The 12,498-nt window shown below is 32.5% G+C and carries 8 protein-coding genes; 5 read left to right on the top strand and 3 right to left on the bottom strand.

Annotation, left to right across the window (positions count from 1 at the left end; genetic code table 11):
• The first annotated feature begins 67 nt into the window (after nucleotides 1-67).
• Both ACJJV4_RS04950 and ACJJV4_RS04945 read left to right on the top strand, forming a co-directional pair.
• Nucleotides 68-946 (top strand): inositol oxygenase family protein, encoded by an 879-nt coding sequence (locus ACJJV4_RS04950; RefSeq protein WP_405292360.1) that lies wholly within the window; start codon nucleotides 68-70, stop codon nucleotides 944-946.
• Nucleotides 947-1,103: 157 nt separating this feature from the next.
• A complete protein-coding gene (locus ACJJV4_RS04945; protein WP_405292359.1) occupies nucleotides 1,104-2,684 on the top strand; it encodes a solute:sodium symporter family transporter in 1,581 nt (526 codons plus the stop codon).
• 79 nt (nucleotides 2,685-2,763) lie between these two features.
• Here ACJJV4_RS04945 and ACJJV4_RS04940 read toward each other — a convergent pair whose 3' ends face one another.
• The 3 genes from ACJJV4_RS04940 to kduI are packed head-to-tail and all read right to left on the bottom strand — an operon-like array spanning nucleotide 2,764 to nucleotide 5,598.
• Nucleotides 2,764-3,939, bottom strand: coding sequence for a DUF4861 family protein (locus tag ACJJV4_RS04940; protein WP_405292358.1), 1,176 nt, complete (start codon nucleotides 3,937-3,939; stop codon nucleotides 2,764-2,766).
• 16 nt (nucleotides 3,940-3,955) lie between these two features.
• Nucleotides 3,956-4,750, bottom strand: a complete 795-nt coding sequence (locus ACJJV4_RS04935; protein WP_405292357.1) for a gluconate 5-dehydrogenase — start codon at nucleotides 4,748-4,750, stop codon at nucleotides 3,956-3,958.
• Nucleotides 4,751-4,755: 5 nt separating this feature from the next.
• Entirely contained in the window at nucleotides 4,756-5,598 is an 843-nt protein-coding gene (gene kduI / locus ACJJV4_RS04930; protein ID WP_405292356.1) for a 5-dehydro-4-deoxy-D-glucuronate isomerase, read from the bottom strand.
• Nucleotides 5,599-5,726: 128 nt separating this feature from the next.
• Between kduI and ACJJV4_RS04925 the strand changes: the two genes are divergently transcribed.
• The 3 genes from ACJJV4_RS04925 to ACJJV4_RS04915 all read left to right on the top strand — a co-directional run bounded on the left by ACJJV4_RS04925 (nucleotide 5,727) and on the right by ACJJV4_RS04915 (nucleotide 12,215).
• A complete protein-coding gene (locus tag ACJJV4_RS04925; protein WP_405292355.1) occupies nucleotides 5,727-6,743 on the top strand; it encodes a LacI family DNA-binding transcriptional regulator in 1,017 nt (338 codons plus the stop codon).
• 18 nt (nucleotides 6,744-6,761) lie between these two features.
• Complete coding sequence (locus ACJJV4_RS04920) at nucleotides 6,762-7,733, top strand: type I phosphomannose isomerase catalytic subunit (protein WP_405292354.1); 972 nt, start codon at nucleotides 6,762-6,764, stop codon at nucleotides 7,731-7,733.
• 285 nt (nucleotides 7,734-8,018) lie between these two features.
• Nucleotides 8,019-12,215 (top strand): two-component regulator propeller domain-containing protein, encoded by a 4,197-nt coding sequence (locus ACJJV4_RS04915; protein ID WP_405292353.1) that lies wholly within the window; start codon nucleotides 8,019-8,021, stop codon nucleotides 12,213-12,215.
• The last annotated feature ends 283 nt before the right edge of the window (nucleotides 12,216-12,498 follow it).

The raw sequence follows: 12,498 nt of genomic DNA, 5'->3' as shown, positions 1-12,498 counted from the left end.
TCCATTTAAATCCATCCATTATCTTTTAAATTGCGATTAGAAAGTTAAACTAATTCAGATTAAAGCAATGAAAGATTCTTTGAACAAAAATCTCCAAAATCCAATGGAGAACATTGACGATTGGGAAGAGAACTTAATAGATAGATATCCTGATCCGGAAGAGCCTAAAAAAGAGAAAGAGGAATTTAGGAATTACGTAGATTCTGAGAGATTAGATACCGTACGCGAATTTTATAAAATTAATCATGAACTTCAAACTTACGATTTTGTTTGTAAGAAGGAAACGGAGTTTTTAAAGTTCGATAAAAAGGAAATGTCTATTTGGGGTGCCGTAGATTTTTTAAATACTTTGATTGATGATAGTGATCCGGATATCGATTTAGATCAATTACAACACCTTTTACAAACCTCAGAAGCCATTCGAGCCGATGGTCATCCCGATTGGTTTGTGCTTACAGGTTTTATTCACGATTTGGGTAAAATTCTATGTCTTTTTGGAGAACCTCAATGGGCAGTTGTTGGCGATACGTTTCCAGTAGGTTGTGCGTATTCAGATAAAATTGTTTACCCAGAATTTTTTAAAGCAAACCCAGATTATACAGATACGCGCTACAATACTAAATACGGTGTGTATTCGCCTAATTGCGGATTGGATAACGTAAAAATGAGTTGGGGGCACGACGAGTATTTGTATCAAATAATGAAAGACTATCTGCCAGATCCTGCGTTGTATATTATACGCTATCATTCATTTTACTCGCAACATAGAGAGAATGATTATACGCATTTAATGAATGAAAAAGATGTTGAAATGTTTGAATGGGTAAAAGCATTTAACCCATACGATTTGTATTCTAAAGCACCTGTGCCACCAAATGCAGAAGAACTTTTACCATATTATAAAGATTTGGTATCAAAATATTTACCCGAGACCTTAAAGTTCTAGTAGCTTTTAAAACTAAAACCAACCAAACGCTAAGTGAGATTAGCGTTTATAATTAGTTTGTCGAATTGTGAACACGCATCAACAATTTGGCAAATTAATTTTTGTTGAAATTAACGCTTGTTAAACTTCAACACCAACTAACCACTAAACTAACTTTATGTATACTGCGCTTACGTTTATAGGCTTTACACTCTTTGTTGCCTTTTATTCTTGGTATAAACTTCGGAAAGAAAAATTAAACTCAAAAGATGGCTATTTCCTTGGCGGAAGAAGTTTAACAGGAGTCGTTATTGCGGGATCTATGTTACTTACCAATATCTCAACAGAGCATTTGATAGGTATGAATGGATCATCATACAAAAACGGATTTATTATAATTGCTTGGGAAGTAACTTCGGCTTTAGCCTTAGTAGTGGCTGCCATTTATTTTGTGCCTAAATATTTAAAAATGGGCTTAACAACCATACCCGAATATTTAGAAAAACGATTTGATAGTACTACGAGAACGTTAGTCGCATTGTTTTTAATGATCTCCTTCATTGTAACCTTGTTACCTATTGTTTTGTATACGGGAGCTATTAATTTAGAAAGTATTTTTAACGTATCGGAAGTATTAGAAGTTTCTAAAAAAGAAGGGCTTTGGATTACTGTAGTTGCCGTGGGTATTTTAGGTTCTGTTTATGCCATTTTTGGCGGATTAAAAGCTGTAGCAGTTTCTGACACTATTAATGGTTACGGACTACTTATTGGCGGTTTGGCTATTCCGTTAATTGCTTTAGTTAGTATTGGTGATGGGAATCCATTAGCGGGATTAACTAAGGTCTATAATCATAGCCCTGAAAAATTTAATGTAATTGGTGCTAAAGATTCGGTTTTACCGTTCGAAGTGTTGTTTACTGGATTAATTATCAATCAGCTGTATTTTTGGAGTATGAATCAAACTATAATTCAGCGTGCCTTAGGTGCGAAGAATTTGGTTGAAGCCCAAAAAGGATTGTTGTACACTGGTGTTTTGAAAATTTTAGTGCCAATTATCATTATTTTGCCAGGCGTTATTGGGTTTTATTATTTTGGAGATTCTATGTATGAAAACCAAGATATGATCTACCCTGAATTAATTAAAAAAGTGTTGCCTGTAGGCCTAGTAGGTATATTTGCTGCTATTGTTATGGGGGCCGTTTTAAGCACCTTTAATAGTGTTTTAAATAGTGCGGCTACTATTTTTAGTATTGATGTTTTTAAGCGTCATTTTGGTAAAAACTGTAGTGATAGAAAACTAGTAAAAGTAGGGAAACTTACCTCTTTAATATTAGCAGTTTTCGCAATTTTGGTAGCACCAATGGTCGCTAATGCACCAGATGGCTTGTATCAATTATTACAACAACTTAATGGTATTTTCTTTATCCCGATTGCTTCTATAATGTTAGCTGGTTTTTTTCTGAAGAGTATTTCGGCTATGGGAGCAAAGGTGGCTTTGTTTGTAGGCTTAACATTTTATATTTTAACGACTTTCATCTTTAAAGTAGATATTCATTTTGTGCATATTTGGGGAATAGAATTTATTTTAAACCTTATCGTGATGTTTGTGGTATCTTACTTTTATCCGCCAACTCAAGCAATGCAGCAAGATAATATTGTATTTGTAGACATGAAGAATTGGAAGTACACAAAACCAATGGCTATTATGCTTTGCGTAGTCACCGTTGCTATCTATATTTTATTAGGGAACGCCTCATAAAAAAAGTGATTGTTTCATTCTTTAGATAAAAGAGTAGAAACAATCACTTTAATAAAATGATTTAGAAATAGTGTTGAATTTATTTATTCAAAACCACTTCTAAAGGTGTGTTAATTTGTTTAGAAAACATATCTAAATAAGCTTCCCATTCTTGGCTGTTTTTAAATTGATTGCTTTCGCTCCAAGTAAAGCCAGCATAATAAACCACTTCGTTATTCGTTACTTTTAATTCCGCGTAAGCGTTACTTAAATCCTTTTGTTCAGTATCATAAGTTTCGTAACCTAAAAATGTATCTTTAGGTGCTACAATGGCTGTTGCTAATTCAGTTTCAAAATGTGGTTGCCAATAGCTTACCCAACCATTTTCATTACTTCCGGTAACTTTACCATCTTTCTCATGTAGCGTTAAGCCAGCATAAATAGTATCGGTTCCTTCAATGCTTGTTGTGAATTTCGTGAAGTTGTTTCCTAAATCTAAACTAATAGTTTTAGATTCTTTTATCAACTTGCCGTTAGCATCCCAATTTGCATATTCTAAGTGAAAACTAGTTCTAAGTGACCCCGTAGTAATGGTACGCCATTTGGTGTAGTTTTTAGAGAAGTAGTAAGTTGTATCTGTTTTTACAGCTATACCACCAACACCTCTACTAACACCAACATGGAAGTTATCGCGACCTTCTGGTGAAGCTTCGTGATAAGCGCCAGGACGCTCCTCATTCTTTTTATACCAGTTGTTGATAATTGGATATTCTACTTTTTTTAACCAAGCATCTACACCACTAGAAAGTGTGCCACCAGGTGTATCATCTTCAACCATTTTTTGAGCAACAGGGCCATAAACACGAAATGCTACTTTGTTGTTTTCCCAAGTATAATCGTCTGTACGTTCTGGTACAAAACGCGAATAACAAAGTTCCTCAGCTTTTGGTTTTTCAGCTTCCGTAATGGTAACAATTTCAAACGTTTTTTCTGAATTTGCAGCTATTTTAGGTTGAAATAAAATCTCGTCCATTGTGCCGTCTCCATCATTATCTACCGTTTGCGTTACTTGTAAAGTTCCATCTTTGGCATCACGAATTCCAACCGTTGTAAGATCGGTAACGTTTAAAAATGTTTTAGATAATTCAACAGTTTCAAAAGTTTTTTCAAAATCTAAAGTGTTTTTTACAACAATAGATTTTGTGTCCTCTTTTTGATTACATGAAGAAAGTATAGCAGCACAAAAAATACCGGCTAATATTTTATTTCTTTTCATAAATACTGAATTTAAATTAATCTTCGTTTGAAGGTTTTCCGATGGTCGCTAAAATACCACCATCAACATAAACCACTTGTCCGTTAACAAAATCACTAGCTTTTGAGCTTAGAAATATAGCCGCACCTTGTAAATCTTTTGGGTCTCCCCAACGAGCAGCAGGTGTACGGTTAATAATGAAATCGTTAAATGGATGACCATCTACACGAATTGGAGCGGTTTGCGTAGTTGCAAAGTAACCAGGTCCAATCCCATTAGTTTGTATGTTATGTTTTGCCCATTCGGTAGCCATGTTTTGCGTTAGCATTTTTAAGCCACCTTTTGCAGCTGCATAAGCACCAACAGTACTTCTACCAAGCTCACTCATCATGGAGCAAATGTTGATTATTTTTCCTTCTTTACGTTTAATCATGCCTTTTACAACATGTTTAGACATAATAAACGGACTTACTAAATCTACTTTAATTACAGCTTCAAAATCTGCAACTTCCATGTCTTCAAGAGGCGTTCTTTTAATAATACCTGCATTGTTTACAAGAATATCAATGTTGCCAACTTCTTTTTCTATAGCTGCTATGTTTTTAATAACCTGAGCTTCATCTGTAACATCAAAAAGATATCCAGAAGCTTTAATGCCAAGAGATTTGTAATGTTCTACAGCAGTGTTTAGTTTATCTTGAGAGGAAGCTCCGTTGATTACTAAAGTGGCACCAGCGTTACCTAAACCTTCTGCCATGGCTTGTCCTAAGCCGTGAGTACCACCTGTAATAAGTGCTACTTTACCTGTTAAATCAAATAAGTTTATAGACATTTTTATTATTTTAATTCGGTTATTTTACAATGATCCATATCTCCGTAATCTAAATTTTCACCAGCCATTCCCCAAATAAAGGTATAATTGCTCGTTCCTGATCCTGAATGTACAGACCAAGCTGGAGAAATAACAGCTTGGTTATTTTGCATCCAAATATGTCTTGTTTCTTGTGGCTGTCCCATAAAGTGGCATACAGCTTGCTCTTCTGGCACATCAAAATAGAAATAAACTTCCATACGTCTGTCGTGCACGTGTGCGGGCATGGTATTCCAAACAGATCCTGGCTTTAACTCTGTCATTCCCATTTGCAATTGGCAAACATCAACAACACTATTTACTATATATTTTCTAAGTGTTCTTGCATTTGCTGTTTTTGGGTCTCCCAATTGTACAACCTCTACATCGTTAATTCCAATTTTTTTGTTTGGATATGCTTTGTGAGCAGGAGTAGAGTTTAAGTAAAATAAAGCAGGTTCGTTGGCTGATTTGCTTGCAAAAACAACTTCTTTATTGCCTTTACCAACATAAAGAGCTTCTTTATGTCCTAATTCGTAAACGTTACCATCTACAGTAACAGTACCAGCACCACCAATGTTTATAATACCTAATTCACGACGTTCTAAGAAATAATCGGCTTTTAATGGATCTATCGATTCTAATTTTAATTCCTCTTTTACCGGAACGGCACTTCCTGAAATAAATCTATCGTAGTGAGAATACACTAAGTTTACTTCATCTGGAGACATTAAGTTGTCTATTAAAAATTCATCTCTTAGTCTAGTCGTGTCGTACGATTTAACATCTTGTGGTGATGCAGCATAGCGTACTTCATAGTTGGTTTTCATGATATTTTGTTTTTTATATATGGTTGTGTAATTTTTATAACGATGTAAATATAATAAATAAAATCCAAATACAATCGATTGGATTTTGTTATATTTGTGAACACTAAACTTAACCCGTCAATTTAATATTGAATAATAAACCAACCATACACGACATTGCCAAGGCATTAGAAATTGATAGTTCTACGGTATCAAGAGCCTTGAATGATAGTCCGCGTGTTACTCGCGCCACAAAAGATAAAATTTTAGCTAAGGCTGAAGAATTAGGGTATCAACGGAATATGTTGGCTTCTAATCTTCGGAAAAATATTACAAAAACGATCGGTGTTGTGGTACCTAGAATATCTCGACATTTTTTTTCATCTGCTATTCAGGGTATTGAAGAAACCGCATATTTGGCTGGATATAATGTAATTATTTGTCAGTCTTTAGAACAATTAGAACGTGAAAAAAAAATAGTTGACGGTTTACTTGCAAATAGGGTAGATGGTTTATTAATTTCGGTGTCTATGGAAACCATGAATTACGACCATTTACAGGCTTTAAAAAACAGTAATATTCCGCTTATATTTTTTGATAGGCATTGCGATATTCCTGGCTTTAGTAATGTGTTAATTGATGATTTTAAAGGAGGTTACGATGCTACACAACATTTAATTTCAAAAGGCTGTAAGCACATTGCACATTTATCTGGACCGCAAGAGTTGGAAATTTATAAAAATAGATTTGAAGGCTATAAAGCGGCTTTAAAGAAAAATAATTTAATTTTTAATGATGAATATGTTATTAGCTCGCGACTTATGGAGCAAGATGGTTATATTAGTATGCAGAAATTATTAGCAAAAAAACTACCAATTGATGCGGTATTTGCTGCTAACGATATATCTGCTATTGGAGCCATGAAATACGCAAAGGAACACGATGTAAAAATACCTGAAACCATTGCTTTTGTTGGTTTTAGTAACGAACCTGTTTCTAGTGTTATTGAGCCATCTTTAACCACCATAGATCAATCTGGGTTTGAAATTGGTAAAGTAGCTTCGGAATTAATACTAAAGCAAATTTTAACTAAAGGAGTTTCAAAAAAAGAACAAACCATATTAATAGATACTCAGTTAATAGAAAGAAATTCATCTAAAAAATAACATTTAAACACAACAACAATGAAATTATATCCATTAAAATTCGAACCACTTTACAAATACAGATTATGGGGTGGCGAAAAATTGAAAACACAACTAAATAAGGAATATACGGAAGACAGTATTGGTGAATCTTGGGAAATATCGGATGTAAAAGGCGATGAAACTCAGGTGTTAAATGGCGAGCTAAAAGGGCAAACGCTTAAACAATTAATTAATACTTATAAAGGTGATTTTGTTGGTGAAGCTGTTTATAAAGCTTTTGGTGAAGATTTCCCGTTACTTATTAAATTTATTGATGCAAAAACACCATTATCTATACAAGTACACCCAAGTAATGAGTTAGCAAAAGAGCGTCACAACTCTTTTGGTAAAAACGAAATGTGGTATGTTATGCAGGCAGATAAAGATGCAGAACTCATTGTAGGCTTCGAGAAAGAAATTAATAAAGAAGAATATCAAAAACATTTAGAAGATGATACCATTTTAAATGTTATGCATCATGAAACGGTTGCAAAAGGCGATACGTTTTACATTCCTACGGGAAGAATTCATGCTATTGGATCTGGTGTTTTATTAGCTGAAATTCAGCAAACTTCGGATGTTACTTACCGTATTTACGATTATAATAGAGTAGATGCTACAACGGGTAAAGAGCGTGATTTACATAATGATCAAGCTTTAGATGCTATCGATTTTACTTACCACAGTGAGTTTAAAACAAGTTATGAAACTAAAGCAAACACAGCTAACAAATTAGTGCATTCTCCTTATTTTAAAACAAACTTTATAAAGGTTGAAAATGAGTTAGAGAAAGATTATTCTAGCTTAGATTCTTTTGTAATTTATATGTGCGTTAGTGGCAGTTTAGAAATTAGCCATGCCGATGATACTTATACATTAAACACAGGAGAGACTATATTGTTGCCAGCAACTGTTAATACTGTTAAAATTAGTGCTTCACAAGCCGATTTATTAGAGATCTATCTTTAATATTTCGAGACATTAGTTAAAAATAATATTAGTAAAGCAAAGTTTTTTATATTAGTGAAAAACTTTGCTTTTTGCTAATATCCAAAAAAATGTTATCACCTGTGTTTAAGATGGATTAGGTTTAGTTCTGTACTCCTAAATAACAAGGTGATATTACATACTTAGCGCGCCTAAATGGATATTGCATAAGTTATCTATATACTTTATTTAAGCTTGAATGCGAATTAATTAATTTTTTGTGTTCAATAAATTAATATCATATAATTGTTGAAATTTCGGATAAAAATGAATTTTAAAAATAATTTTTTTGCTTTATTCTGTTTATTAACCAATATTATTGTTGGGCAGAAAAATAATATAAAGTTTGAAAATTTAGATACATTTAGCGGACTTTCAAGCAGTACATGTACCGAAATATTTCAGGACAAAGCCGGTTTTTTATGGTTTGGAACTATTGATGGACTTAATAAATACAACGGTTACGAATTTGAGATTTTTAGATCGGTTTTAAATGATAACACATCTATTAGTAACAATAGAATTAATGCTATTGAAGAAGATAATGAAGGTAATTTATGGGTTGGAACCAATAATGGGCTTAATTTATTCAATAAACAGACTAATAAGTTCATTAGAATAAAACTTTACAAACAGCTTTCTTTATCAAATAGCTCGCAAAAAGTAATAAACGATTTACTTTATGATGGTATTAATAATACACTTTGGGTTGCTACAAATATTGGTGTTATTAAAATTCAGCTTTACGATTATAACACTAATGAAGATAATTTTAAATTTTCATATTATATAAGCGATCAAAGTAATTTGAAATCTATTGATAATAATAAGGTTAATGTACTTTTAAAAGATAAGAATAACACTATTTGGGCAGGTACCAATGGCGAATATTTAAACCGTTACAATAGAAAGAATGATAATTTTGATAGAGTTTTAATTGATAAAAAAGAATCTTACGAGTTAAACCACATTACTAAAAAAGTATTTATTGATGCCGATGGCGATTTTTGGATTGGTAACGATTTATCAAATTTAATACTTTGGAATACTAAGAAAAACACTTTTAAACATGTGTCTTTAGTAGATGAGAGTATGCCTGTTTACGATATTTATCAGGATAAAAAGGGTTTGTTCTGGGTGTCTACAGATGTTTTTGGTTTGTATTTATTTAAAAAAGAAAATGACGATATTGAGTTGCAGAGACATATTGTAAATAATTTTTCTGATCCTTTCTCGCTGCCAAATAATAAACCTACCAAAATATTCGAAGATAGAAAGGGTATTTTTTGGATAGGAAGTTATGATGTTGGTGTTAGTAAATTAAATCCGTCTAGTTATTCATTTCAACATTACTACTATAAAGCAAATAAAACCGATGGTTTAAGCCAAAAAACGATACAATCTGTTTTACAAGATTCTAAAAATAGAATTTGGATAAGTGCATACAACGGAGGACTTAACTTGTTTGATGAAAGTGAAAACACATTCGAACATTTTAGTAATTTGCCTAATGATAAAAGTGCTCTTAGTTCGAATAAAATATTATACACCTTCGAAGATCATGCAGGTTTTATTTGGGTCTGCACATTAGATGGTGGCGTTAATAAGTTTAATCCAGAAACGGGCAAGAGCGAAGTGTTTATGCATCATGCAAACGATGACTCTTCTATTGGTCAAAGTTCGGTTTGGAGTGGTGTAGAAGATGCAGAGCATAGAATTTGGTTCGCTTTAAGAAATGAAGGTGTAAGTTTGTATAACCCAAAAACCAAACGATTTAAAAATTATAAAAGTAATTTTAGCAGTGATAATAGGCTTGTAAGTAATTCTATTATTAGCATGTTTATAGATTCTAAAGAGCGATTATTGGTAGGAACCGTGCTTGGATTAAATGTTGTAGAATTAAATAATATAGACAATTTTATTCCAGATGAAATTAATTTTACACATGTAAAAGTTAAAGGCTTAGTCGAAGAAGGTATTAACAATATTACCGAAGACCATTATGGAAATATTTGGGTAGGCTCGGATAGTGGTGTATATAAATTAGATTCAAATTTAAATTTAATTCAATCGTATTCTTCACAAAATGGATTGCCAAACAATTTGGTTGTGGGGATTAAAGAAGATGATAATTTTAATATTTGGATTACAACTAAAAGTGGCTTGTCATTACTAAATCCAGATACTAACCAAATTATAAACTATAATACACACGATGGTTTACAAGGCGCAGAGTTTCAAACGCAATCTATCGAGAAAACAACAGATGGTCGAATTATTGTAGGTGGTTTAAATGGTTTTAATATTTTCAATCCAAATGATATTGCAATTCCTGCATCTGTAGATTTAAAACCACAAATAAGTAAGTTAAAACTAAATAATAAAATAGTTTTTGCTGGAGATTCTATTCACAATAGAGTACTTCTAAACAAAGGTATTTCCGAAACTAAAGATTTAACTTTAAAGTATAAAGAGAATTACGTATCGTTAGAGTTTGTGGCACTTTATTTCGATAATCCAGAGCAAGTTAAATATGCTTACAGAATGCAAGGTCTAGATAGCGACTTTATAAACTTAGGTTCTAATCGTGTTGTTAATCTTTCTAATTTAGAATCTGGAACATATAAGTTCGAAGTAAAAGCTACCATTAACGGGCAGTGGGAAGCAGCTAAAATAACTTTTTTAAATATTGAAATACTACCACCTATTTGGCGTAGTTGGTGGGCTTACCTAATATATATTGTTATTGGCGCATTAATTATTAGATTCTTAATGTATTACTACGAGCTTAAAGTGCAAGAAGAACAAGAGCATGAATTGGACCAAATGAAGTTACAGTTTTTTGTGAATGTATCTCATGAGTTTAGAACACCGCTAACTTTAATTTTGAATCCGGTAGATAAAATATTGGCAAATTTTAATGATAATCCTGAAGTAGTTAAAACATCGGCCTTGTCTATTCAGCGAAGTGCAAGACGTTTATTGCATTTGGTAAATCAATTACTCGATTACCGTAAAATGGATGTTGGTATGGCCCCACTTCAATTAGAAAAAGGTGATATTGTTAAGTTTAGTGAAGATATTTTTTCCCTTTTTAAAGATTTAGCCTTTAAAAAAGAGATTCATTATAAATTTATAAGTACCTCCGATAAGGTTGTTTCCCTATTCGATTTTGATAAAGTTGAAAAAATAATTACAAATTTAATTTCAAATGCTATAAAATTCACAAATAGCGGTGGTGATATCACCATAACAATTAATAAAATTAATACAGGTAAGAGCAAATCTAACATGCTAGTTTTAGGGAAACCTAAAGCCACCGAGTACGTCGAAATTATAGTAGAAGATACTGGAGTAGGTTTAGATAAGGAGCAAATGCGTCGTATTTTTTCTAGATTCTATAATTTAGATGCCTCGAAAGCCGGAACAGGTATTGGATTAAACTTTACAAAAGGTTTAGTTGAATTGCATGGAGGGGAAATAGATGTTGAAAGTAAGCATAAAAAAGGGACTAAGTTTATTGTTAAACTTCCTTTAAATATTGATGCTAAACCAGATGATGTAGAGAATGTTAAAAACGAATTTTTAATAAATTCTATGAAGGCTGTAGAGTACGATATGTTAATTTCTAACGATTTGCCAAATGTAAAGCATGATTCGGAAGACGACTTTAAAGGAGATGATGCCAATAAACCCATACTTCTTATAGTTGAAGATAATAAAGAGCTTCGTGTGCATTTAAGTAGTGATTTAAGAGAACAGTACGTAATAAAAGAAGCGGTTAATGGCGTTGATGGCCTAAAGAAAGTACATAAGTATTTGCCAGATTTGGTGATAAGTGATGTTATGATGCCTAAAATGGATGGTTTTGAAATGTGTAATGCCATAAAAACCGATTTAGAAACCTGCCATATTCCAGTAATTTTGCTTACGGCTAAAACGTTGGTTGAAGATAGAATAGAGGGGTATGAGCACGGTGCCGATGGTTATATTTCTAAGCCTTTTGTTACTGATGTTTTAAAGGCTAGAATTAGCAATTTACTGGAGGCTAAGAAAAGGCTGCGTCAACGCTTTTCTGAAATTGGTGGTATTTTTCCGTCTAGCGAAGTAACTTCTAATAACTTAGATGAAGCATTTTTGGATAAGGCAACTAAAGTGATTATCGAAAATATTAGTGATATAGACTTTAAGCAAGGAGATTTACTGGCGGAAATGGGTATTGGTAGATCTCAGTTTTATAAAAAGATAAATACCTTAACCGGTAGCAACCCAAGTAATTTTATTAGAACTATTCGTTTACGTTATGCCGCCGAGTTGTTGGTGAAAAACAATTACTCTATTAAAGAAATCTCGCATATGTCGGGCTTTAATTCTACCGCATATTTTAGTAAAACCTTCAAGGAGTTGTTCGATGTTACACCAAGTCAATTTATAGAGCAAAAAGAAAAGGAAGCGGAGCAATAGCTTTATCTATTATAAAATCGTTGTTTATAATCTCAGATTAAATTTAATTTGGGATTTTTTTTGTTCAAAAATGGCAGAATATCGTGTTTTAAATTGGTGTAAAATTGATGGAAAATCTAATTATTTTGACCTTGTTGTTGATGCGAAAATTAAAGTGAAATGCTATTTTGTTAAACGTTTAAGCAAAATTAAATACGGTAAAATGCTAATTTGATAATTAAGCTTATGCTTTTTTAAGAATAAATAAATTTGCTTGTAATTTATTTGTAAGAAATCACTTAAA

The organism is Algibacter sp. Ld11, assembly GCF_045066735.1.
Lineage (GTDB): Bacteria > Bacteroidota > Bacteroidia > Flavobacteriales > Flavobacteriaceae > Algibacter.
The sequence above is the reverse complement of the archived record's forward strand: the minus strand, read 5'-3'. Positions and strand labels throughout refer to the sequence as shown.

Bases quoted from the DNA above. Each gene is read 5' to 3' on its own strand.
- ACJJV4_RS04950 (WP_405292360.1), top strand. From the start codon at position 68: ATGAAAGATTCTTTGAACAAAAATCTCCAAAATCCAATGGAGAACATT.
- ACJJV4_RS04945 (WP_405292359.1), top strand. From the start codon at position 1,104: ATGTATACTGCGCTTACGTTTATAGGCTTTACACTCTTTGTTGCCTTT.
- ACJJV4_RS04940 (WP_405292358.1), bottom strand. From the start codon at position 3,939: ATGAAAAGAAATAAAATATTAGCCGGTATTTTTTGTGCTGCTATACTT.
- ACJJV4_RS04935 (WP_405292357.1), bottom strand. From the start codon at position 4,750: ATGTCTATAAACTTATTTGATTTAACAGGTAAAGTAGCACTTATTACA.
- kduI (WP_405292356.1), bottom strand. From the start codon at position 5,598: ATGAAAACCAACTATGAAGTACGCTATGCTGCATCACCACAAGATGTT.
- ACJJV4_RS04920 (WP_405292354.1), top strand. From the start codon at position 6,762: ATGAAATTATATCCATTAAAATTCGAACCACTTTACAAATACAGATTA.
- ACJJV4_RS04915 (WP_405292353.1), top strand. From the start codon at position 8,019: ATGAATTTTAAAAATAATTTTTTTGCTTTATTCTGTTTATTAACCAAT.